This is a genomic window from Neoluteolibacter marinus (assembly GCF_014904755.1).
GTDB classification, from domain to species: Bacteria; Verrucomicrobiota; Verrucomicrobiia; order Verrucomicrobiales; family Akkermansiaceae; genus Haloferula; species Haloferula marina.
The window spans coordinates 149,213-172,088 of record NZ_JACZFQ010000006.1; the positions used below are offsets into that span (position 1 = coordinate 149,213).

Here is a 22,876-nt window from a genome sequence, read left to right on the forward strand (position 1 = left end):
CAGTCAGTCGGGCGATTCTCGGACAATCTTGCCGCCGAGGGAAAGGATTCGGGCGTTGGCCTTGGCGGATTCCGCCTCGGCGATCTGGCCGTCGCGGACATACATCTGCGAGAGGGCGGTCCAGGCGAGCAGGTCGTTGGGGCGCAGGGTGGTGGCTTGCAAGCCGCAGCCGATGGCTTCCTTCACCTCGCCCAGCTTGAGCAGGCACATGCCGAGCGCATGCCAGCCGTCGAAGAACTCGGGGTCCACCGCGACGCAGCGGCGGTAGAGTCCGCAGGCATCCTCGAGGTCGCCGAGGGCCAGGCAGCCGTTGGCGTCGTCGAAGAGCAGGTCCCGTTCGGAGTCAGGCATTGGTGCAGCGCTCCGCGAGCGTGTCGGTCAGCGCAGGAGGTTCTCGATGACGGTGTTCTCGAGCTTTTCGTTGAGCCAGGCTGCGAAGGCCGTGGTCTTCTGGGAAGAGGTCAGGGCGGTGAGCGTCTGCTCGACCCTGCTGTCACGGGCCGGGTCCTTGACCAGCTCGCGCTTCTCGACAAACACCAGCAGGGCGCCGTCGGGGCGGAGCACCGGGTCGGCGAGCGATCCGGGGGCGACCATGGAGGCGGTGTCAAAAAGGATGGCGGTGTCCGCCTCGCCGTCGAGCTGGTCGGTTCTTTTGAAGGGACCATGGGACTTGACCTCGAGCCCGAGCTCCTTGGCCGCGTCGGCGAAGGTTTTGCCGCCTGTCACGGCCTCACGGATCTTTGCGGTTTTTTCGTCGGCGTCGGTCTTGAGCGCTTCGGCGGACTTCTCGCTGATGTAGTCGGCTTTCACCAGATCCTTGGCCTCGTCGAAGGTCTTCGTGCGGGCTTCCTCGATCTCGTCGAGCCGGGCGATGAGATAGCCGCCATCCGCCACCGGGACAGCGTCGGTGAACTTGGCCAGGGGCTGTTCGCTCTCAAGGACGAGCTGGAACAGCAGGTCCGCCACCGGGGTGGGGTCGGTCGCGGAGTTCTTGTTGATGGAGAGAGCTGCCGGGACGGCCGAGCGGGGGAAGAGTTCGGTGGTGGTGATCTCCCACTTGTTTTCGCCGGCGAGGCTCTCGAATGCCGCACCTTCGCTGCTGTCGAGTTCGCTGAGGAAGGCGTCGACCAGGTCGGCGAACTTCCCGTCGATCTCCTTCTTTTCTCCGGCGAGTTTGGCGTCGGCGATGTCCTTCTTATTCTTCGCCTCCTCGGCTTCCGCCTTCTTGTCTTCCTCGGTGACCGCCTGGGGGAGCGTGGCTTCCTCTTTTTCGGGCTCCGGGTAAACCGGTTTGGCAATGAAGTAGGTCACCTTGATCTTGCGATCGGTTTGGTACTTGTCCTTGGTGGTCTCCCAGGCCGCGAGGAGTTCCTCGTCGGTGGGTTGGATCTCCTCCTTGAATTTTTCGAGCGAGGTGCGGGCGAACTGGATGGTGACCTGTTGATCGTTGCTGGCGACCTGATCCGCGGCGGTCGTCCGGTCCGCGGCGAGGCCGCCGCCGATGATTTCTTCCAATTTGGCGGAGGCGATGTTGTCGCGGACGAGCTCGAGCACGTCGGATTCGGTCATGCCGAGGCGGCCGATACCTTGGGTCACCAAGAGATTGTACCTCGCTTGATCGTATTGCCTTGTGGTGTTGTCCTGAAAGGCCGGCATCGCCTTGAGTGCCGCGGTGACTTCCTCGTCGGACGGGTGGACGCCGAACTCTTCCCGAGCTTGCTTGAGGAACAGATGGTTGGCGAAGAAGCGCTGGTTGGTCTCGTCACCTTCCGGACCGAAGCCGCCGAGTTTTGAGACGAATTGGTAGAGCCCGAGCTCCATCGCGAGCCTGATGGTGGCGGAGCTACCTTTCTGGAATTCGGTATAAGTATAGGTCCGCCCGTCGATCTTGACGGCGGGGGGATCGCCCGGATTTCCCTGTCCCGCGCTGGAGCCGTTGCCGAAAAAGGCGAGACCAACAAAGAGAAGCGCGACCACAAAAATAATCAGGCCGGTGTATTTGCGAAGGTTTTCGATCATGAACGCTTGGTGCTGGGATGTCCCCGGCGGGGCGCGGAAGTAAAGGGAGCCACCGGTTGGGCTTCAACCCTTATTCGCGGTCGGACCAAGTCGGACCTGAGGGCAAAAAAGAGCCGCCGGGGAGCACCCACTCCCCGACGGCCAAGTTCGTCAACCACCACCGCCCTCGAAAACGAAAAACGGTAGGAGCTGACAACTGCTGTTCACCCTTACATGAAAACTGCACTTGCGCACGGTTTTCAGAGTGTTCTGACCGGGTCAGGGGGGAATCGTTCAAAATGTTCTGATCTTTTTTCGTCATCCCGCCGGAAAGTGATCTTGCCGGTCCCGTGGCAACGGGGCATCGCTGCCCGGGTGACAGGACACGAGATTCGCGAGGCACTGGAGTCCGCCGGGGTGATGCCGAGCCGCCAGTTGGGGCAAAATTTCCTCTGCGACCCGAACATGGCGCGTTGGATCACCGATCAGCTCGATCCGCAGCCGGGAGACACGATTGTCGAGGTTGGGCCGGGAACAGGGGCCTTGACCGGCCATTTGCTCGGCCGGGTGAAGCGAATCGTGCTGGTCGAGTTCGACTCCAGGCTGGCCGCCTGGTTGAAATCGCGGTTCGCCGGGGAGCCCGCGGTGGAAGTCCACCACGCGGATGGCGCGAAATTCGACGTTCGCCCGTTGTTCCGGCAAGCGCCGGTCAAGTTCCTGGGGAATCTTCCCTATTCGTCGGGTGGAGCGATCCTGAGGAATTTCCTGTCACGGCCCCACCCGTTCGAGCGGGCGGTGATCATGCTCCAGAAGGAGGTGATCGATCGCCTCGCGGCGGTGCCCCGCACCAAGGCCTACGGGGTGCTGACCCTGCGTGTTCAAAGCGAGTGGACGGTCAAACCGCTGCGGACCGTGCCGCCCGAGGCGTTCCATCCGCGTCCCCAGATCGATTCTTCGGTCGCCCTGCTGCTGCCTCGGGGCACTTCCTTGCCTGCCTTTGACGCGCGCCGCTTCGATGAATTGATCCGCCGGGGTTTCGCGCAGCGCCGCAAGCAGATGGGCAAACACATGCCGCCTGAGCCCGCCTGGGAGCAAGTCTGCGGGACGCTCGGGCTCTCCGTGTCGGCCCGGGCGGAAGAATTGAAGCTGGAGCAGTGGGTCGAATTGGCGCGAATTTACGATCTGCATCCGCTGAAGGACATTCCCCAAAAGGGCGACGAGGTCTTCGATGTGGTGGACGAGGCCGACGATGTGGTTGGCCAGGCGACCCGGCGGGAGGTCCACGAGAACAAGCTGCTGCACCGCGCGGTCCACGTTTTCGTCGTCAACCGGCACGGTGAACTGCTGCTTCAGAAACGCTCGCGATTCAAGGATCTGCACCCGGGCGTCTGGGATTCCAGTGCCGCCGGGCATCTCGATTGTGGTGAGGGCTACGAGCCTGCGGCCATCCGGGAACTTGAGGAGGAAATGGGGATTGTCGGCGCCGAGGTCGAGGAGGTGGGCCGGATCGGCGCGCGTCCGGAGACCGGCTGGGAGCATGTCCGCTTGTTCCTGGTCCGGTGGGACGGCGTGCCGCGATTCCCGCGCTCCGAAGTCGAATCGACCCTCTGGATGAAGCCGGACGAGCTGGAGGCGTGGATCGCCGAACGTCCGGAAGATTTCGCCAGCGGATTCTTGGAATGCTGGAAATTAGCAAGAGGAAAATAGTCCGGGATCCCTGAAAGTTTTTAGAATGTGCTTGTTTTGAAGGGTGAAAGTCTTATTTTCCACGGGCTGTCCCACAGTAGCACCTCCCACAATGCTAACTTGTCCCGAACATGAAACTTGCCACCCTCGACACGCGAGGCCGGACCAGCCACCGGCATCGCTTTCCTCGGAAACTTGATGCCCGCGGTCTGACACTCCTCGAGCTCACCGTGGTGATCCTGGTCATGCTGACCTTGGTTGCCGTATTGTTTATCGGCGCGAATGCATGGAAGAACGGCTCCGACCGGGTCCTGTGCATCATCAATCTCCAGAATGTCCAGAAGGGCGTGAGGAGCTTCGCCAATCTCAATGGTTATGAAGCGGGTGCGACGGTCGCCGGCTTGCAGAACCAGGTCATTGGACTCGGCCGCTTCGTGGAAGCCATGCCGATTTGCCCCGGTGATGGCGTCTACAGCTCGGGCGGCGACGTCATTCCCGATATCGGATCGCTTTATTTCAATTGCTCGCTTTCCGCCACCGGGGAGCATGAGCCGTTGAATGTGGACGACTGGTGATCCCGTGGGATTTCCCGGATTGCAGGCCGGGGATTTTCAGTCGAGGGTCGCGGCCGTGTTCTCATGAGAGCGGCCGGCACTCCCTTTGAAAGCCAAGCACGGATTTGGCTGCTGGCCTTTTGCGCATCGGCCGTGGTCAATGTGCTCGGTGTGGTGGTGCTTGGACTCTGGGTGCTGGCCAATGTGGAAGTGAAGTCGCCGGTTGAGAAAACCCCGGCGCAAGAGGTCGTCGCTTGGATCGTGCCGCTGCAGGAGGCGCGCGCGGCTACCGATCAGAGCGTTGTTGAGCCACCTGCGGAGAAGGCGCCGACATTTGCCCGGACGTCGCCGGATCAGGAAAAAAGTGCTGCGGAATCGCCCGACTTCATCGGCGAGCGGAATACCCGGGCCACCAGTGATTCGGTCGCCGAGGCCCAAAATCCCGATCAACCCAATCAAAGGGGGCGGGAGCCGAAGTGGGAGGACGAGGTTGAAACGACGGAAAGCAATTATCAGGATGGTGATTTGTCGAACGACCGGGTGGCGCTGGCTGAAGCGCCTCCGACGGAGCCGACACCGCAATCGGCCGACACGGCGGAAAGATCACCGGCTGACCCCGCGATGCGGCAGCAGGGGGAGGTCGATGCGGAGTCGGAGCTACCTGAGGCCGCTCCCCCGAAAGAAAAGCTGGCGGAGGGGCCCGTCGCTGTCGACCGGATGGTAAAAGACATGGTGCCTGAAGAAGCGCCGAAGGCGACGCCTCCCCGGAGGAGGGTGGAAGGTGAGCTGGAACCTTCCGAAAAGCAGAAGCCCGAGGAACAGCCCAAGCAGCAGGTCGCGAAGGAAGCTCCCGGCTTCCGCGGCTTCCAGCAGAAGACCCGCTTGGTCGGGTCGCTCAGCCGGGTCGGTCGATCGGCTCTGAATGTGGAGGATTCGGTGCTCGGGCGATATCACGCGGCGGTCAGCCGGGCCGTGGAACGGGAATGGCAGCGGAATTGTGTCCGCAACCGGGATTTCATCGTGCCGGGCCAGCTGACCTTGAGTTTTGTCCTCGATGCGTCGGGTAAAGTCCGCTCGAAGTACATCGTCGAGGTGTTCGGTGTCGGGGATATTCAAAAAGGTTTCACGCTCAACAGTATCCGCGATGCGGAGATTCCCGCGATGCCCGCCGATTTGAAGAAGCAGCTCGACGGCGAACCATTGGAACTCATTTACCGCTTCAACTTCTAGACCTCCTGCCAATGTCAATCCCACCCCTCCTCGCCGACGCCGGGTCCACGAGCCTTCAGCAAGTTTGGCAATTCTTCTCCGAAGGCGGCTATTTCATGGCGCTGCTCGGGCTTTGTTCGTTGGTCGCCGTGACGGTGATTCTTTTCAAGCTTCTCTCCCTGCGGAAGGAGATGGTCATTCCTCCGGCACTGGCCGTCCAGGTCGAGGAGTTCGAGGCGCGGATGAAGCATGCCAGCGGGGAATCGGTACTGCGGGAGTTCGAACAGGGCCGCAGCACCCTGGCCCGGCTCTGCTCGCTCGCGGTGAAAAACCGGGACAAGTCGCAGGCGGAATTCACCGAAGCGGTGCAAGCCGCGGCGCGGGAAGAAATCGTGCACCTTCACGCGGGGATGACCGCCCTCGACGTGGTCATCACCGTTGCGCCCCTGCTTGGATTGCTTGGGACGGCCAGCGGGCTGGTGGTGGTTTTCGGGGGGCTGGGAGACTCCGCGGACTACAGCCGCATCGCGCTTGGTATCGGCCGCGCCCTGAACACCACGATCGTGGGGCTTGCCATCGCCGTCCCGGCGGTGGTCGCCCAAGGCTGGTTCCAACGGCGCATCGAAACCATGGCCGCCCGGTTGGAAGTGCTGCTTACCCGCTTGGCCCACGCCTTCGAAAGCCTTCCCGGGTCGAACCGGTCTCCCCAAGCCTGAGGTCCCATGCGCTTCGACCGACCCGCCCGAGTGTCACGCGGGGTGCCGATCCTGCCGATGATCGACATCCTGTTCATCGTGCTGATTTTCTTGATTGTCTCAACCACCTTCAAAAAGCCCCGCAGCATCCTGCCGATCGAACTGCCGACGGTGCGCGAGATTGCCAGCAGCACGGCCGTTGACGAGCGTTCGGTGCTCACCGTCGACAAGGAGGGTCGCATTACCCTCGACGAGCTGGTGGTGCCCGATGCACAGCTGCTGGACGCCTACCTCAGCGCCTTCATCCGGGAGAATCCCGGCCGGAAGCTGGAACTGGAGGCGGACAAGGAGTTGTCGCTGGAGAAGTTGCTCACGGTATGGGACGCGTTGACCCGGGCCGGGATCCAGATTAAGGACGTGCCCGCCCGCATTCGCTTGCCCGAATGAGCGGCGGTTCTACCAATGATCCTCGAAATTGTTCAATACGGCCACCCGGTCCTGCGCGAGCGCTGCAAGACCGTCGACAAGGTGGATGACGATCTCCGCAAGCTGGTCGCCGACATGCTGGAGACCATGTACGATGCCAGCGGGGTCGGGCTTGCCGCTCCTCAGATCGGCGTGGCGCTGCGGCTTGCCGTGGTGGATGTCTCCCATGATCCGGAGTGCATCACCTTCCTGAAGGTGGGGGGCGAGGACGCCCCGCTCGAGTCGATCATGCCACTGGTTTTCATCAATCCGGAACTGGAGTTCACCGGTCCGAAGGAGCGGGACATGGAAGGTTGCCTGAGCATCCACGATGTCAGGGCCGAGGTCAGCCGGCCGTCTTCCCTCAAGGCGACGCTACCCCAGTTGGACGGAAGCGTGCTGGAGATCGAGACCGACGGGTTGCTGGCGCGGGCGATCCAGCACGAGACGGATCACCTGAACGGCGTGCTCTTCATCGACCGGGTTTCGCCGGCGACCAAGCTGAGCCTGAAGCGGAAATTGCGGCGTCTTGCAGCGGGTGGTTGACGGTTGGCGGGGATTGGGGACTCGACATTTCGGATTTGTGAAGCTATTCAGTCCTCCGTCTCTCCCCACCATCTAACAACGTCCGATCCCATGAACAGCAGCCGCGGTATTTTTGAACCCCAGGAAGGCTTCGCGCCCACTCCCGCTCCAAAGAGTCCATTTGCCGTCGATGACGACGCAGCGGCTACCAGCCCGTTTGCCATCGTCTCCGAGCCGGAATCGCCGTTCGCTTCGATGAAGGACGAACAACCGGCACGTCCGGCATCGGACCCGGGCATGCCTGCCAAGCTTCCCGAGCGTCGTCCTGCTGCGGGTGAAGAGCCGGTTGCTGAATCCCGCTCGCCTTTTGCCGTTACCGGTTCGGACTCGACGAGGCCCGAGGCTTCGGCCACGTCACCCTTTGGCTCAACCCCGCCACCCGTTCCAGCCTCGGACGCCCCGGCCTCGACGCCGTTTGGATTTGCCCAGGAGTCGGCACCTGCCAAGGCCGCGGAAGCTCCCGCGCCCGCGGCATCGCCGGCACCGGCTGCGGCACGCAGCGAGGAGTCGGGCGGCTTCACGTCGGATTCCAGCTCGATCCGCCAGCTCGCCCTGCGCGCCATTTTCGGTGTCGATCGTGAACTGAGCGCTGAAGAGATCCTCCAGCGTGCGCGGAGCTTGGCGGGCATCCGCCACGTTGCCCGCGTGCCTGCTGCCGACAGCGGAACCATTGATGCCCTCAAGCGGGTTGTTGGTGGCCTCGGCTTCGGTTCGGGGCAGGTGAAGCTCGTTTGCGGCAATGTTCCGATCGAGTTCATCCGCGAGGGCGATGTGTTGCTTGCGGTGCAGAATGACGGCAGTTTCGCCCCCGGTGTCCGCGAGACCCTGATCATCGTGGCCCGCGAGCTCGGGAACCTCTGATTCCGCTCACCGCATGACGGTGGAGCAAGACGGCCGGCAAGTTTCAGTCAAGGTCGCCCTTACGGGGGCGGCCGATGCTGGAAAGCTGGCCGTTTTGCGTGGGATTGCCGGGCGCTATGGTTCCGCCACCGTGCGCGAGCACGCCGTCGGCCCGTTGCGTGTCCACCGCGTCGAGTGGACCGAGCCCGGGGCTTTGCCAGACGGTCGTTTCCTCAACGTTGCGGTGCACTCCTTGACCGGTCGCGTTGATTACAATGCCGCCGAAGAGCTGCTGTTGCGCGCGGCCGCGGGGGTGGTTTTCGTCGTCGATGTGGATCCGATGAAGTTCCAGGCGACCTGGGACAGCCTGATGCGGCTTTCCGAGAACACCCGGCGGAACGGGTATGACCTGAGGTCCGTGGGGATCGCGATCCAGTACCACCGTGCGGATCTTTATCCGAACTTCGACCCGGCCCAACTCGATGCCCGGCTTGGCGTGCCGCCCGGGCTGATTCCCCGCTTCGTGTCCACCAGTCGAGTGCCGGATGCCGAGGGCATGGCCTTCGACTCGGTGATTGCCCAGATCAAGTCGCGCCTTGATCTGGCCGATGATTCGGGTGGCTAGCTCCCGGAGACCAGCAGGTTGCGGCTGCTCCAGACGTAGTTGGCGCCCGAAATGAGGGTGAGCGCCACCGCGGCCCACAACGAGACCGGCATCAGCCAACCGGCTGGTGAAGCCAAATCCCTGAGGATGCGGCCCGGGGCACCCGGATCGGGGAGGGAGGAGAAGGTCAACCAGACCAGGCCGGTAATGCAGTAGGTGAGCTGGAAGGTGGTCTTCCATTTTCCCAAACGATCGGCGGCCAGCACCTGGCCGGCCTCCACCGCGATCTGCCGGAGTCCGGTCACCAGGAACTCCCGGGCGATGATCAGCGCGGTCGCCCAGATCGGGCAGTGGTAGTCGCCCGGCGGCTGCGCGGAAAAGAAGACGAAGGCCGCGCAAACGAGGATCTTGTCGGCCAGAGGGTCGAGGAGTTTTCCCAGGGGGGTCACCTGCCCGAGCTTTCTCGCGAGATAGCCGTCCAGCCAATCCGTCGCCGCCGCCACCGAGAAGGTCGCCAGCGCCAGGGCGAAGCCTCCCGTTCCCCGGAAGCTCACCGCAGCGACGAAAACGCCTGTTAGGACGAGTCTGGAGAGAGTGATCGCATTGGGGAGGTTCACAGGAGGAATGTGGGGAATGCATGGCATCATGGCAACAAGGGGTTGCACCGATGCCCCGCCTTCCTTACATGGCCGTCGCTTTCCGAACCGATTCAAGATCATGAGTAACAGCGATTTCGGCCTCATCGGCCTGGCCGTCATGGGCCAGAACCTCGTCCTCAACGTGGAGTCCCGCGGATTCCAGGTGTCCGTCTACAACCGCACGACGTCCGTCACCGACGAGTTCGTCGCCGCCCATCCGGACAAGAAACTGGTCGGCGCCAAGTCCCTCGAGGAGTTCGTCCAGTCCCTCGCCGCCCCGCGCAAAATCATGATAATGGTCAAGGCCGGTGGTCCCGTCGACGCGGTCATCGAGTCGCTGCTGCCGCTGCTCGACAAGGGCGACATCATCATCGACGGCGGCAACTCGCTCTACACCGACACCGAGCGCCGCGACCAGTGGCTCGGCGACCTCGGCTTCCGCTTCATCGGCGCCGGCGTTTCCGGTGGTGAGGAAGGCGCGCGCAAGGGCCCCTCGATCATGCCCGGTGGCCCGCTGTCCACCTGGGACGTGATGAAGCCGATCTTCGAAAGCATCTCCGCCAAGGTCGACGGCGAGCCCTGCGTGACCCACATCGGTCCCGGCGGTGCCGGCCACTACGTGAAGATGATCCACAACGGCATCGAGTACGGCGACATGCAGCTCATCTGCGAGGCCTACAACATCTTCAAGGCCGCCGGCTTCACCCCGGCCGAACTTGCCACCGTCTTCACCGACTGGAACAACGGCGACCTCGAGAGCTACCTCATCCAGATCACCTCCAAGATCTTCGAACAGAACGACCCGGAAACCGGCAAGGCGCTGGTCGACGTGATTCTCGATACCGCCGGCCAGAAAGGCACCGGCAAGTGGACGATCATGAACGCGGTTGAGAACGCCGTCGTGATCTCCACCATCAACGCCGCCGTCGAGGCGCGCATCCTTTCCTCGATGAAGGAAAAGCGCGTTGCCGCCAGCGACAAGCTGACGGGTCCGAAGGCCGAGATCACCGGCGAGAAGGCCGAGCTGGTCAAGAAGGTCCACGACGCGCTGTTCGCCTCGAAGATCATCTCCTACGCCCAGGGCCTCGACCTGATCGCCACCATGGGTGCAGAAAAGGGCTGGAACCTCGACCTCGGCAAGATCGCCGCGATCTGGCGTGGCGGCTGCATCATCCGCGCCCGCTTCCTCAACGACATCACCGACGCCTACCGCTCGGATCCGTCGCTGAGCAACCTGATGCTGGCGCCCTTCTTCACCAAGCTGCTCAACGAGTTCCAGCAGAACTGGCGCGAGGTGGTCAGCCTGGCGACCCTGGCCGGGATTCCGGTTCCCGCCTTCTCGGCCTCCCTCGGCTACTACGACAGCTATCGTAGCGCCGTCCTTCCGGCCAACCTGTTGCAGGCCCAGCGCGACTTCTTCGGTGCCCACACCTACGAGCGCACCGACAAGCCGCGCGGCGAGTTCTTCCACACCGACTGGCCCGAGGTCATCGGCTGATCCGGCGCCTGAACTGCCGCGAGAATCTGCAAACGGCCGGGAGCGATCCCGGCCGTTTTTTGTTGGATTCGCGGTTCCCAAACCCGGTCCGGACAGTCCAGATATGCGGCATGAACGATCCGGTCCGTCAGTTGTACTCCGAGCGGCGCTATCCGGCCCTGAGCCATCCGGTGACGGACATCGCGAGGCTGGCGGTGAGCGCGAGGTTTGCCGGGTTGCAGCGGCTGCCGCTGCCGGAGCGCTGCTCCGTCTTGGAGTTCGGTTGCGCGTCCGGCCAGAACCTGTTGCCGCTGGCGGCCCGTTACCCCCGGAGCGAGTTCACCGGGCTCGACTATTCCGACACCGCGATCCGCAGCGCCCGGGAGGCGGCGCGGGAAGCGGGGCTGGACAACATTCGCTTCGAGGTCGCCGACCTGGAGCACTGGCGGCCGTCACATCCCTGCGATTACCTGATTGTCCACGGTGTCTTTTCGTGGGTGCCCGACGCCGTGAAGACCCGGGTGATGGAATTGTGCGGCCAGGTGCTGTCGGACGATGGGATCGCCTGCATCAGTTACAACACGCTTCCCGGCTGGGCGCTGCGACGGTCGGTCGTGCCGCTGGTCCGGGCGCTGGCCCAAAGCCCGGCTGCGGGCCATCTGGGTGGCACGGTGGAATCCGTCGCGGCAGCGCTGGGGGAGATGGCAGGCGGCGGCACCGGATACTCCGCGGACCTCCAGGCGATCTGCCGTGACATGGCGAAGAAGGGCGGGGAGATCCTCGCTTTCGACGAGTTCTCGCCGGTGTGCGATGCCGTGTATTTCGGCCAGTTCGTCCACTGGGCGGGTCAGCAGGGCCTGCGCTATCTGGCCGAGGCAGGCCTGGAAGACGGGCTGCCCGACGGGATCGATCCGGCGGCGATGGAAAAGCTCGCCCCGCTGGCCGCCGATCCGCTGATGTTTCACCAGACGCTCGACCTGTTGTCCGGCCGGACCCACCGGATCAGCCTGCTCTGCCGGCAGGAGGCCGCGGTCGAGGAGGCCACGACCTCCGCGGTGGTGATGCATTTCGCGGCCGGGAAAGGCCGCTTCGAGCTTCCGTCGGTGGAGGGCGAGAGTGCTCTGGTGCGGATGTTCCGCGAGGTGCTGGCTGAGGTGGGGGAGGATTGCGTGGCGGTGCGTGAGCTCATGGAGCGCACCGCGGATCGTCTCGGCGGCGGATGGGAGCCGACCCGGCATTCGGGGGAATTGGCGACCTGGATTTCGCAGGCGGCCAGGCTTGGGACCATCGAATTGCGTGCCGGAGGCTTGAGCGTTGCCCGCGAAAGCCTTGAACGGCCTCGAATCTCCCCGCTGAACCGCTGGTTTGCCTCAAACGGTCGGCCGGTGGTCGATGCGCGGCATGTCAGTTGCCACTATCCGGACGGGCATGAAACGCTGCTCGCGGCGATGGATGGCAATCAATCCACCGATGAACTGCTGGAGCGTTCGCGTCGCGAGTTTCCCGAACTCAATTTCATGCGCTGGCTCGACCATCTGGCGGCGCGGGGGGTGGTGGAGTAAGAATCGGTCGCGTTTAAAGCGTTAGGGATGTTTTGTTCATTTCATATTGAACACTTCGTCTTTCCTAGCTAGTTCATGCCCCGTGCCCCCGGTTCGAGAAGAGGACGAAATCCGCGAGTTTCCTGCATTGGGTCCCTTGGAAGCGCAGGTGATCCACGTCTTCGTCGACGGGATGAAAGTTCTGGGTCTGCCGCGTTCGATCGGTGAAATCTACGGGATGTTGTTCATTTCCCCGGAGCCACTCTCGCTGGATGACCTGGTGGAGCGTCTTGGCATCAGCAAAGGCTCAGCGAGCCAAGGCTTGCGCGCCCTCAAGGGTCTCGGTGCGGTGCGGGAGACCTCCTTGGAGAATTCGCGGCGCTGTCACTATGAGGCGGATACCGAGTTGAAGCGCCTGGTCGGGGGATTCATCCGCGAGCAGGTCCGCCCGCATCTTGAAAGCGGGCAGTCGAAGATCGGGAAGCTGACGGAAAGTGCTGAAGGTGAGGATGATCCGGAGCGCCGGGAATTCTACCTGAATCGTGTGAAACAACTGGAACACTGGATGCAGAAGGGACGTTTTGTCCTGCCGCTTCTGCAAAAGGTTCTCGGCGAATGACGGAATCCACCTCCAGCGAAGCGGCCTGGTACTGCGTGAAAACGCAGACCAAGCGCGAGTCGATTGCCGCCGCCCATCTCCGCGGCTTGGAAGGTGTGGAGGTATTCTGCCCGATGCTGCGTTATCGCAAAGCCACCCGCCGCGGCAAGGTGTGGTGGGTCGAGGCCCTGTTTCCCGCCTACGTGCTGGCCCGTTTCCGCCTCGAAACCGAGGAGCGGGCGGTCATGTACTGCCAGGGCGTCCGCGGTCTGGTGCGTTTCGGCGACCGGGTGCCGGCCGTGCCTGACGATTTTGTCGAAGTCTTGCGCCAAGAGGTCGCCAAGCAAGGAGGTGACGAAGTGCTGACGGTGGGCCCGAAGATCGTCGAAGGCGAGGAAGTCGAGCTCGCGCACGGGCCTCTCGGAGGGGTGCGGGCGACCGTGGTCGAGGTCCTGCCGGCCCGCGAACGGGTCAAGGTTTTGCTGGAATTCCTGGGTCGCGAACAGGTGATTGAAGTCGACCTTTTTTCCCTCCTTCTCCCCCGCAAGCCCCTCCCGTGACGCCGCTCTTCCAATTTGTTCATTTTGGATTGAACGGCGCCCGGATATTTTGATCCATCAGCCCGCCAAGGCACTCCTGATCAAGATGCCTGAATCCCAAATATCCCGAGTTTCACCGCTGGTTTTGTCCGGACACCGGACAATCGACCAAGGGCGGCAGCTTGGTTTCCCCCCCGACCGTTGACATGAATTTGAAACAGGACCTCAAAGGCAAAACCGCCGTCGTGACCGGTGGTGCCGGATTCGTTGGCTCCCATCTGGTTGACCGGCTGCTGGCCGACGGCCTCAAGGTGATCGCCATCGACAACTTCGTGACCGGGCACGCCCGCAACATCGAGCATCTCAAAGACAATCCGGACTTCCGTTTCGTCCAGCACGACGTTTCGGAGCCGTTCGATGTCGAGGGTCCAGTGGATTACTTGTTCCACTTCGCCTCCCCGGCGAGCCCGATCGACTACGTCCAGATTCCGATCGAGACGCTCAAGGCCGGCTCCTACGCCTCGCACAACGCCCTCGACCTGGCGCTGCGAAAGAAAGCGACCTACCTCGTGGCGTCGACTTCCGAGGTTTACGGTGATCCCGAGATCCATCCGCAGCCGGAATCGTACTGGGGCAACGTCAACTCCATCGGGGTGCGCTCCTGTTACGACGAGGCCAAACGCTACGCCGAGGCGGCCACCATGGCCTACCACCGGGCCCACGGGGTCGATACCCGCATTGTCCGGATTTTCAACACCTACGGCCCGCGGATGAGGCTCGACGACGGTCGCGTCGTGCCCGCCTTCATCGGCCAGGCACTCAGCGGCCAGCCGTTGACGATTTTCGGCGACGGTAGCCAGACGCGTTCGTTCTGCTACGTCTCCGACCTGGTGGAAGGCATCTGGCGGCTCGCCCGCAGCGAGTTCCACGAACCGGTCAATTGCGGGAATCCGCACGAAATGACCATGCGCCAGTTCGCTGAAGCAATCGCGTCGGTGGTGGGCATCGAGCTCACGGTGGATCCGAAGCCGCTTCCTCCGGATGACCCGAAGGTCCGCAAGCCCGACATCAGCCGGGCGAAGGAGGTGCTCGGCTGGGAGCCGGTGAAATCCTTCGACGACGGGATCCGCGAGACCATTGAGTACTTCCGCGATTTCGTTCCCGTTGCCTGAGCGCGGCGGCTTTCATTCATGATCCTTCAGGAAAAATTCGCGGACCGAAGCGCGGCCGTCGGAGTCGTCGGCCTCGGCTATGTCGGCTTGCCGCTCTTGCTGGCATACGCCAAAGCCGGCTACCGGGCGGTGGGGATTGATATCGATCCCGCCAAGCCCGAAGCGCTTCTGGCCGGGCGCAGCTACATCAAACACATTCCCGGCGATGAAGTGGCCGGCGCCCTGGCTTCCGGGAAGCTCGAGGCGACCACCGATTTCTCGGTCATCGCCGGCCTGGACGCGATCATCCTCTGCGTGCCGACGCCGCTCGACGAGCACTTCGAGCCGGACTTGAGCTATGTCGTCGATACCGTCGATGCGGTGGTGCCCTTCCTCAAGGCGGGACAGGTCCTGAGTCTGGAAAGCACGACCTATCCCGGAACCACCGACGAGGAGGTGGTCACGCGGGTCGAGATGGCCGGCTTGGTGGTGGGCAAGGACGTTCACGTCGTCTATTCGCCCGAACGTGAGGATCCGGGGAATCCGAAGTACTCCGCGACCAACATTCCCAAGGTTGTCGGCGGGGTGACCCCGGCATGCCTTGAAGCCGGGGTGGCCCTTTATGAGGCCGCGTTCGAGAAAATCGTGCCGGTCAGCTCCTGCAAGGTCGCGGAACTGACCAAGCTGCTCGAAAACATCTACCGGGCCGTCAACATCGGCCTCGTCAACGAGTTGAAGGTGGCCGCCGACCGGATGGACATCGACATCTGGGAGGTCATCCGCGCCGCTTCGACCAAGCCTTTCGGCTTCACGCCGTTCTTTCCAGGCCCGGGCCTGGGCGGCCATTGCATCCCGATCGATCCCTTCTACCTCACCTGGAAGGCCCGGGAGTATGGCGTCCACACGCGCTTCATCGAGCTCGCGGGCGAGATCAACCGCGGCATGCCCGACTACGTCATTCATCGGAGCATGGAAGCGCTCAACTCGCGGGCCAAGCCGGTCAAGGGCTCCCGCGTCCTGTTGCTCGGACTCGCCTACAAGTCCAATGTCGACGACATGCGGGAGTCCCCGACCTTCGCGCTGCTCGACGGCTTCAAGCGCCTTGGCGCCGAGGTCTCCTACTACGACCCGCATGTGCCCGTCGTCGGTCCGACGCGCGAGCACATGGAGTGGGCCGGCGTCCGCTCCGTCGAGTGGAACGAGGAAACCATCCGCGCCCAGGACTGCATCGTCATCTCCACCCACCACGCCGCGTTCGACCTCGGTCAGCTTGCCGACTGGGCAGACCTGATCATCGACACGCGCAACGCGATGGCCACCGTGCCGACCCGAGAGGGGCTCGTCGTCAAAGCCTGATCCCGATTTTCCCATGCCTGTCCCCCTTCTCGACGTCAACGCCCAGAATCTCCCGCTCGAAGCCGAGCTGAAGGAGGTCTTCGACAAGGTTCTCTCCTCCGGCCGTTTCATCCTCGGTGAGGAAGTGGACGCCTTCGAACAGGAGTGTGCCGCTGCCCTCGGCGCGAAACACGCGGTCTCGGTTTCGTCGGGAACCGATGCCCTGATCGTCTCGCTGATGGCGCTCGGCATCGGACCCGGTGACGAGGTGTTGTGCCCGTCCTTCACCTTCTTCGCCACCGCCGGGAGCATCTCCCGGACCGGGGCCACCCCGGTGTTCTGCGACGTCTGCCCGGTTTGCTTCGGCATCGACATCGATTCCGCCCGGGCGAAACTCAGCCCGAACACCAAGGCGATCGTGCCGGTCCATCTCTACGGCCAGTCGGCCGACATGGATTCTGTGCTCGCTTTCGCGAACGAGCATGGACTGAAGGTCGTCGAGGATGTCGCCCAATCCTTCGGGGCGACGTACAAGGGCCGCAACTGCGGCACCATCGGCGACCTCGGGTGCTTCAGTTTCTTCCCGTCGAAGAATCTCGGTGGATTCGGGGACGGCGGGCTGGTCACGACCGGAAGCGATGAGCTCGCGGAGACCTTGCTGCGCCTGCGCAACCACGGCATGCACCCGCGCTACTACCATTCGACGGTCGGTGGCAACTTCCGCATGGACGCCCTGCAGTGTGCCCTCCTGCGGGTGAAGCTGCGGCACATCAAGTCCTATGAGGACGGTCGCTCGCGCAATGCCGCCTATTACATCGAGCGTCTCGCCGCGCTGCCGGGAGTCGTCCAGGCGAGCGAAGCGGACTGCTGCTGCCCGCCCGGCCAAGCTTCCGGGACGGCCGCCGCGAAGCTCATCCTTCCCGTCGCCTACCGCGGCAACGGCCATGTCTGGAACCAGTTCACGCTGCGGGTTCCGGGCGAAGGCCGCCGCGACGCGTTGCGGGAGCATCTCGCCGGGAAAGGTATCGGATGCGAAGTTTACTATCCGGTCCCGATGCACCGCCAGCAGTGCTTCGCGGACCTGCCCGGGCATTCGCTGGGTGACTGCCAGGTTTCCGACCTGCTTTCGTCCGAGGTGCTCAGCATTCCAGTCTATCCCGAGCTGGTCGAAAGCCAGCTCGAAGAAGTCGTCGCGGCGATCTCCTCCTTCCTCTCCTGACCTCCATGCCGAAAACCTTCATTACCGGTCATCGCGGGATGGTCGGTTCCGCACTTGTCCGGGAGGCCGCCCGCCGTGGCGGCCACGACGTTCTCACCGCCGGCCGCGACCAGCTGGATCTCCTCGACCAGCAGGCGGTCTTCGCTTACCTCGCCGAGCAGAAGCCGGACATCGTCATCGTGGCGGCTGCCAAGGTCGGCGGGATCCACGCCAATGCCACCTACCCGGCGGATTTCATCTACGAGAACCTTGGCATCGCCTCGAACCTCATCGAGGGCAGCCGCCGCGCCGGGGTGCCCCGCGTCCTGTTTCTCGGATCGTCTTGCATCTACCCCAAGCTCGCGCCGCAGCCGATGCCGGAGGATTGCCTGCTGACGAGCTCGCTCGAGACCACCAACGAAGCCTACGCCATCGCCAAGATCGCCGGGCTCAAGATGTGCCAGCACTACCGCGCCCAGCACGGCGTGCTCTACCATTCGGCGATGCCGACCAACCTCTACGGTCCCGGCGACAACTACCACCCGGAGAATTCGCACGTCATCCCGGCGCTGATCCGGCGCTTCCACGAGGCGAAGGAGTCCGGCGCGGAAAGCGTCACCATCTGGGGCACCGGCACGCCGCGCCGCGAGTTCCTGCATGTCGACGACCTCGCCTCCGCCTGTTTCCACCTGCTCGGCCTGGCGGATCCGCCCGACTGGGTCAACGTCGGGGTGGGGGACGATGTCACGATCCTCGAACTCGCCCGGCTTGTCGCCGCGACCACCGGTTTCACCGGCGAGATCCTGACCGATCCCACCAAGCCCGACGGCACCCCGCGCAAGCTGCTGGACGTCTCGAAGATCAAGGGTACCGGCTGGGAGCCGGCGATCGGGTTCGAAGACGGTCTTGCCGGGGCTTACCGCGACTTCCTCGCCAGCCTCGAAACCGGGGCCGCGCGGCTCTGAATCGCCCACGAGACACCCGCGCGATCACGGAATGCCGGGACGCAGGGCCTTCCACCAATCTCGCCGCCGTTCTTTCCCCCGAATTTCCCCTATGAAAAAAGCGCTCATCACCGGTGTGACCGGCCAGGATGGTTCCTACCTCGCGGAGTTCCTCCTCGAGAAGGGCTACGAGGTTCATGGTATCAAACGCCGGGCCTCGCTCTTCAACACCCAGCGGATCGACCACATCTACGAGGATCCGCACGTCAAGGGCTCCCATTTCAAGCTCCACTACGGCGACCTCACCGACACCTCGAACCTGACCCGCATCCTCAGCGAGGTGCAGCCGGACGAGGTCTACAACCTGGGTGCCCAGTCGCACGTCGCGGTCTCCTTCGAAGCTCCTGAATACACCGCGGACGTCGATGCCATCGGCACGCTGCGGTTGCTCGAGTCCATCCGCTTCCTCGGCCTGGAGAAAAAGACCCGCTTTTACCAGGCGTCGACCTCTGAACTCTATGGTCTCGTCCAGGAGATCCCGCAGAAGGAAACGACCCCGTTCCATCCCCGCTCGCCCTACGCGGTGGCGAAGATGTACGCCTACTGGATCACGGTGAACTACCGCGAGGCCTACGGCATGTATGCCTGCAACGGCATCCTCTTCAACCACGAGTCGCCGCGCCGCGGCGAGACCTTCGTGACCCGCAAGATCACCCGCGGGATCGCCAACATCGCCCAGGGACTCGAAGATTGCCTGTTCCTCGGGAACATGGATGCCCTGCGCGACTGGGGTCACGCCAAGGACTATGTCCGGATGCAATGGATGATGCTCCAGCAGGAAACCGCCGACGACTTCGTCATCGCGACCGGGAAACAGATTTCGGTCCGCGAGTTCGTGCGGATGTCCGCCCGTGAGGCCGGGATCGAACTTGAATTCAGCGGCGAGGGGGTCGACGAAATCGCGACGGTGGTCTCCGCCGATGCCGACAAGTCGCCCGCGCTCAAAGCCGGCGACGTGATTGTCCGGGTCGATCCGCGTTATTTCCGTCCCGCCGAGGTGGAGACCCTGCTTGGCGATCCGTCCAAGGCCAAGGAGAAGCTCGGCTGGGTGCCCGAGATCACCGTCGAGCAGATGTGCGCCGAGATGGTCGCCGCCGACCTCGACACCGCGCGCCGTCACGCGCTTCTGGAAGCCCACGGTCACCACGTGTCGGTTTCGAAGGAGTGACGGCACCCCGCCGCCCGGCCCCGGCCGCCGCCCATCCCTGTTTCGCCCGACCTGACTAGTTCGCCATGCCCATTGCAATTATCACCGGATCCGCCGGCCTCATCGGTTCTGAGGCAACCAAAACGCTCCACGCCGAGGGCTTCGACGTTGTCGGCATCGACAACGACATGCGGGCCTACTTCTTCGGTGCGGATGCTTCGACCGAGGTCAACAACCGCTTGCTCGAGGAAGCGCTGCCCAATTACACCCGGCGGGCGGTCGATATCCGGGATCACGACGCGGTCGACCGGATTTTCGCGGAGTTCGGGAAGGCGGTCGAATTGGTCATTCACACCGCCGCCCAGCCTTCCCATGACTGGGCGGCCCGCGAGCCGTTCACGGACTTCGGCGTCAATGCCACGGGGACACTCCACGTGCTCGAGGGGACGCGCCGCCATTGCCCCGGGGCGACGTTCATTTTCACCAGCACCAACAAGGTCTATGGTGACACGCCGAACCGCCTGCCACTGGTCGAACTGGAACACCGGTGGGAAATCGACGGGAGTCATCCGTATGCCGTGGGAATCGACGAGTTGATGTCGATCGACCAGACGAAGCACTCAATCTTCGGTGCCAGCAAGGTTGCGGCCGACGTCATGGTGCAAGAATACGGGCGATACTTCGGCATGAAAACCGGCGTCTTCCGCGGTGGCTGTCTCACCGGACCCGCCCATGCCGGGGCGGAACTGCACGGATTCCTCGCCTACCTGATGAAGTGCATCGTGGACAAGAAGCCCTACCGGATATTCGGCTACAAAGGGAAGCAGGTCCGCGACAACATCCACTCCAACGATCTGGTTTCCGCGTTCCTTCACTTCCACCGGAACCCGCGCTGCGGTGAAGTCTACAATATCGGCGGCAGCCGCCACTCGAATTGCTCGATGCTCGAGGCGATCCGCATGGGGGAGGAACTCAGCGGCAACAAGCTCGACTACACTTACGTCGAGGACAACCGGGTGGGGGACCACATCTGGTACATCAGCGATGTCCGGAAGTTCAAGGAGCACTATCCCGAATGGAGCTACCGCTACTCGATCGAGGATATCATGCGTGAGATTTACGAGGCCTGCGTGGCTTCGGCCTGAAGACCCGGCATGGAAGCCCCCGAAAAAACCATCGTTCTCAACACTCCCTGCGTGTTGACCGACAAAAAGCGCCTCACCGCCAGCCTGGCGGAGGCTTGCCGCAGCCGTGCGGGCTCGGCCCTGTCGGTCGATTTCACCAACGTCCACATCGTGGCGATGCGCACGGTCGACGAGGGTTTCCATCGCAGTACCTCGAACGTCGACTGGTTCGTTTCCGACAGCCAGGTCCTGACCTGGGCGATTTCATCGCTGGGAGCGGAGGCGCATGAGCGGGTCTATGGTCCGGAGTTCCTGGATTACTTCGTGCGCAACGGCGACGCGGCCTTGACCCACTATTTCCTCGGGGCCTCGCAGGAGTGCCTGGATCTGCTGCTGCGGCGCTTGTCCGAGATCCGGCCTGAATTGAAGGTGGTAGGGTCCAGGAACGGCTATTTCAGCCCGGCCGACGAGGAGGCCATCCTGGCTTCGATCAATGCCGCCAAGCCGGACATCCTGTGGATCGGCCTCGGCACCCCGAAGCAACAGGAGTGGATCAGCCGGTTCAAGGACCGGCTTGATGCCGGGGCGGTGCTGGCCGTCGGATTCGCGTTCGACGTGAACGCCGGCACGAAGAAGGACGCCCCGAAGTGGATGGGCCCGCTGGGCCTGACCTGGTTGTATCGGCTTGCCTGCGAACCGCGGCGCTTGTGGCAGCGATACTTCTACTACAATTCGGTCTTTTTGGCGAAATTGCTCCGCCAGCTGGCGACCGGCCGGCCGACCGGATCGCCGGCTGCGGACTGATCGCTGCCGATCGATCTCCGAAAGCAATTCGCACTTACCCTCGCGCATTTCGCTGCTAGGCTTTTCCCCCATGTCGAACATCCACCCACACGCCACCTTGCCCCGTCACGACAAGGAGACGCTTCTCGGTCAGCGCGGGGTCGTCCTGTGGTTCTGCGGGCTGTCCGGGTCGGGCAAGTCGACGATCGCCGCGGGTCTTGAGCGGGTGCTCCACCAGCAGGGGCGCTTCACCGTCCGCCTGGATGGCGACAACCTCCGCACCGGCCTCAATTCCAACCTGGGATTCTCGGATGAAGACCGCCTGGAGAACATCCGCCGCACCGCGGAGATGGCAAAGGTGCTCGCCTCGAACGGGGTCATTGTCCTCTGTTCGCTGATCACGCCGAAGGGCATCCATCGGGATCTTGCCCGCGGAATCCTCGACGGCGACTTCGCCGAGATCTTCATCAAGGCCAGTTACCAGGCCTGCGAGGCCCGGGACGTGAAAGGCCTCTACGCCAAGGCCGCCAAGGGCGAGGTTGCCCACTTCACCGGCCGCGACAGCAGCTTCGAGGAGCCGCAGCAGGCGGACCTGGTGATTGATACCGAGAAGCTCAGCGTGGAAGACGGCATTTTCGAAGTGCTCGAGTTTTTGCGCGCGAAGCACGGTCTGGTATAAAGATTACCAAGTTACCCAACTAAGTAATTATTTCTTGCGCGATGCCCCGCGGAGGCCTTTTCCTCCCGGCGCCGTGGCTGGCATAGCCGCGCGAAATCCGATCTCCGACCCACTGATCCCGTGCCCAATTACCAGCTTTCCCACCTCGATCAGATCGAAGCCGAGGCGATCTTCATTCTCCGCGAGACCGCGGCCCAGTTCCAGAACCCGGGCCTGTTGTTCTCCGGCGGCAAGGATTCGATCGTCATGGCTTGGATTGCCCGCAAGGCCTTCCATCCGGCCCGCATGCCGTTCCCGCTGGTGCACGTCGATACCGGTCACAATTTCCCCGAGACCATCGAGTATCGCGACGACTTCGCGAAGAAAATGGAAGCCCGCCTGATCGTCGGCTCGGTGCAGAAGTCGATCGATGAAGGCCGCGTCGCCGAAGAGAAAGGCCCCAACGCCTCCCGCAATCGCGCCCAGACAACAACGCTGCTCGACACCATCGCCGAGCACCAGTTCGACGCCCTGCTCGGTGGCGGCCGCCGCGACGAGGAGAAGGCCCGCGCGAAGGAGCGCTTTTTCTCGCACCGCGACGATTTCGGCCAGTGGGATCCCAAGAACCAGCGTCCCGAGCTGTGGAATCTTTTCAACGGCCGCAAGCACTCCGGCGAGCACTTCCGCGTCTTCCCGCTGTCCAATTTCACCGAAATGGACATCTGGATGTACATGCAGCGCGAGGGCATCGTCCTGCCCAGCCTCTACTACGCCCACGAACGCGACACGGTGACCCGCAACGGCACCATCCTCGCCGTCAGCGAGTTCGTCCAGCCGCGCGACGGTGAGACGGTCGAGCGCAAGGTCATCCGCTTCCGCACCATGGGCGACGCCACCATCACCGGCGCCGTCGAGTCCACCGCCGACACCATGGAAAAGATCATCGAGGAGGTCGCCGCCGCCCGTCAGACCGAGCGCGGCAACCGGGCCGACGACAAGCGTTCGGAAACCGCCATGGAAGACCGCAAGAAGGAGGGCTATTTCTAA

At 63.2% G+C, this 22,876-nt stretch carries 24 protein-coding genes; 21 read left to right on the forward strand and 3 right to left on the reverse strand.

The annotated features are described in order from the left end of the window. Positions 1 to 3: 3 nt before the first annotated feature. Positions 4 to 351, reverse strand: a complete 348-nt coding sequence (locus IG178_RS01825; RefSeq protein WP_193210786.1) for a tetratricopeptide repeat protein — start codon at positions 349 to 351, stop codon at positions 4 to 6. A gap of 27 nt (positions 352 to 378) precedes the next feature. Then, complete coding sequence (locus IG178_RS01830) at positions 379 to 2,019, reverse strand: peptidylprolyl isomerase (RefSeq protein WP_193210787.1); 1,641 nt, start codon at positions 2,017 to 2,019, stop codon at positions 379 to 381. A 312-nt stretch (positions 2,020 to 2,331) separates the two neighbouring features. On the opposite strand from IG178_RS01830, the gene rsmA reads away from it, so the two are divergent. The 8 genes from rsmA (at position 2,332) to IG178_RS01870 (ending at position 8,657) form a co-directional block, all read left to right on the forward strand. Beyond that, complete coding sequence (gene rsmA / locus IG178_RS01835; protein ID WP_343225911.1) at positions 2,332 to 3,705, forward strand: 16S rRNA (adenine(1518)-N(6)/adenine(1519)-N(6))-dimethyltransferase RsmA; 1,374 nt, start codon at positions 2,332 to 2,334, stop codon at positions 3,703 to 3,705. A gap of 110 nt (positions 3,706 to 3,815) precedes the next feature. Then, positions 3,816 to 4,259: a type II secretion system protein gene (locus tag IG178_RS01840; RefSeq protein WP_193210788.1), complete on the forward strand. Its 444-nt coding sequence runs from the start codon at positions 3,816 to 3,818 to the stop codon at positions 4,257 to 4,259. A gap of 63 nt (positions 4,260 to 4,322) precedes the next feature. Then, positions 4,323 to 5,468 carry a hypothetical protein gene (locus IG178_RS01845; RefSeq protein ID WP_193210789.1) on the forward strand — a complete coding sequence of 382 codons (1,146 nt, stop codon included), beginning with the start codon at positions 4,323 to 4,325 and terminating at the stop codon, positions 5,466 to 5,468. An 11-nt stretch (positions 5,469 to 5,479) separates the two neighbouring features. Further along, the gene (locus IG178_RS01850) at positions 5,480 to 6,163 is read left to right on the forward strand and encodes a MotA/TolQ/ExbB proton channel family protein (RefSeq protein ID WP_193210790.1); all 684 of its coding nucleotides are present in this window, start codon (positions 5,480 to 5,482) and stop codon (positions 6,161 to 6,163) included. 6 nt (positions 6,164 to 6,169) lie between these two features. Then, a complete protein-coding gene (locus tag IG178_RS01855; RefSeq protein ID WP_226894625.1) occupies positions 6,170 to 6,589 on the forward strand; it encodes an ExbD/TolR family protein in 420 nt (139 codons plus the stop codon). A gap of 15 nt (positions 6,590 to 6,604) precedes the next feature. Beyond that, positions 6,605 to 7,153: a peptide deformylase gene (gene def / locus IG178_RS01860; RefSeq protein ID WP_193210792.1), complete on the forward strand. Its 549-nt coding sequence runs from the start codon at positions 6,605 to 6,607 to the stop codon at positions 7,151 to 7,153. Positions 7,154 to 7,243: 90 nt separating this feature from the next. Further along, positions 7,244 to 8,053: a hypothetical protein gene (locus tag IG178_RS01865; protein ID WP_193210793.1), complete on the forward strand. Its 810-nt coding sequence runs from the start codon at positions 7,244 to 7,246 to the stop codon at positions 8,051 to 8,053. A gap of 19 nt (positions 8,054 to 8,072) precedes the next feature. Continuing rightward, positions 8,073 to 8,657 (forward strand): hypothetical protein, encoded by a 585-nt coding sequence (locus IG178_RS01870; RefSeq protein ID WP_193210794.1) that lies wholly within the window; start codon positions 8,073 to 8,075, stop codon positions 8,655 to 8,657. Here IG178_RS01870 and pgsA read toward each other — a convergent pair. Then, complete coding sequence (pgsA, locus tag IG178_RS01875; RefSeq protein ID WP_193210795.1) at positions 8,654 to 9,253, reverse strand: CDP-diacylglycerol--glycerol-3-phosphate 3-phosphatidyltransferase; 600 nt, start codon at positions 9,251 to 9,253, stop codon at positions 8,654 to 8,656. The genes IG178_RS01870 and pgsA overlap by 4 nt on opposite strands. A 100-nt stretch (positions 9,254 to 9,353) precedes the next feature. Between pgsA and gnd the strand changes: the two genes are divergently transcribed. The 13 genes from gnd (at position 9,354) to cysD (ending at position 22,876) form a co-directional block, all read left to right on the forward strand. Continuing rightward, the gene (gene gnd, locus IG178_RS01880) at positions 9,354 to 10,772 is read left to right on the forward strand and encodes a decarboxylating NADP(+)-dependent phosphogluconate dehydrogenase (protein WP_193210796.1); all 1,419 of its coding nucleotides are present in this window, start codon (positions 9,354 to 9,356) and stop codon (positions 10,770 to 10,772) included. 110 nt (positions 10,773 to 10,882) lie between these two features. Next, entirely contained in the window at positions 10,883 to 12,313 is a 1,431-nt protein-coding gene (locus IG178_RS01885; protein ID WP_193210797.1) for a class I SAM-dependent methyltransferase, read from the forward strand. Between the two features lie 82 nt (positions 12,314 to 12,395). Further along, complete coding sequence (locus IG178_RS01890) at positions 12,396 to 12,911, forward strand: GbsR/MarR family transcriptional regulator (protein WP_193210798.1); 516 nt, start codon at positions 12,396 to 12,398, stop codon at positions 12,909 to 12,911. Then, positions 12,908 to 13,450 (forward strand): transcription termination/antitermination protein NusG, encoded by a 543-nt coding sequence (nusG, locus tag IG178_RS01895; RefSeq protein WP_193210799.1) that lies wholly within the window; start codon positions 12,908 to 12,910, stop codon positions 13,448 to 13,450. Before IG178_RS01890 ends, nusG begins: the two co-directional genes overlap by 4 nt. A gap of 185 nt (positions 13,451 to 13,635) precedes the next feature. After that, positions 13,636 to 14,601, forward strand: a complete 966-nt coding sequence (locus tag IG178_RS01900) for a UDP-glucuronic acid decarboxylase family protein (protein WP_193210800.1) — start codon at positions 13,636 to 13,638, stop codon at positions 14,599 to 14,601. 18 nt (positions 14,602 to 14,619) lie between these two features. Next, complete coding sequence (locus IG178_RS01905; RefSeq protein WP_193210801.1) at positions 14,620 to 15,936, forward strand: nucleotide sugar dehydrogenase; 1,317 nt, start codon at positions 14,620 to 14,622, stop codon at positions 15,934 to 15,936. Positions 15,937 to 15,949: 13 nt separating this feature from the next. Continuing rightward, entirely contained in the window at positions 15,950 to 17,134 is a 1,185-nt protein-coding gene (locus IG178_RS01910) for a DegT/DnrJ/EryC1/StrS family aminotransferase (RefSeq protein WP_193210802.1), read from the forward strand. Positions 17,135 to 17,139: 5 nt separating this feature from the next. After that, complete coding sequence (locus IG178_RS01915; RefSeq protein WP_193210803.1) at positions 17,140 to 18,078, forward strand: GDP-L-fucose synthase family protein; 939 nt, start codon at positions 17,140 to 17,142, stop codon at positions 18,076 to 18,078. 91 nt (positions 18,079 to 18,169) lie between these two features. Next, a complete protein-coding gene (gene gmd, locus IG178_RS01920) occupies positions 18,170 to 19,285 on the forward strand; it encodes a GDP-mannose 4,6-dehydratase (RefSeq protein ID WP_193210804.1) in 1,116 nt (371 codons plus the stop codon). A gap of 65 nt (positions 19,286 to 19,350) precedes the next feature. Continuing rightward, positions 19,351 to 20,409 carry an NAD-dependent epimerase/dehydratase family protein gene (locus IG178_RS01925; RefSeq protein WP_193210805.1) on the forward strand — a complete coding sequence of 353 codons (1,059 nt, stop codon included), beginning with the start codon at positions 19,351 to 19,353 and terminating at the stop codon, positions 20,407 to 20,409. 9 nt (positions 20,410 to 20,418) lie between these two features. Continuing rightward, positions 20,419 to 21,192 carry a WecB/TagA/CpsF family glycosyltransferase gene (locus IG178_RS01930; protein WP_193210806.1) on the forward strand — a complete coding sequence of 258 codons (774 nt, stop codon included), beginning with the start codon at positions 20,419 to 20,421 and terminating at the stop codon, positions 21,190 to 21,192. 70 nt (positions 21,193 to 21,262) lie between these two features. Next, positions 21,263 to 21,850, forward strand: coding sequence for an adenylyl-sulfate kinase (gene cysC / locus IG178_RS01935; RefSeq protein ID WP_193210807.1), 588 nt, complete (start codon positions 21,263 to 21,265; stop codon positions 21,848 to 21,850). Between the two features lie 120 nt (positions 21,851 to 21,970). Then, positions 21,971 to 22,876: a sulfate adenylyltransferase subunit CysD gene (cysD, locus tag IG178_RS01940; protein ID WP_193210808.1), complete on the forward strand. Its 906-nt coding sequence runs from the start codon at positions 21,971 to 21,973 to the stop codon at positions 22,874 to 22,876.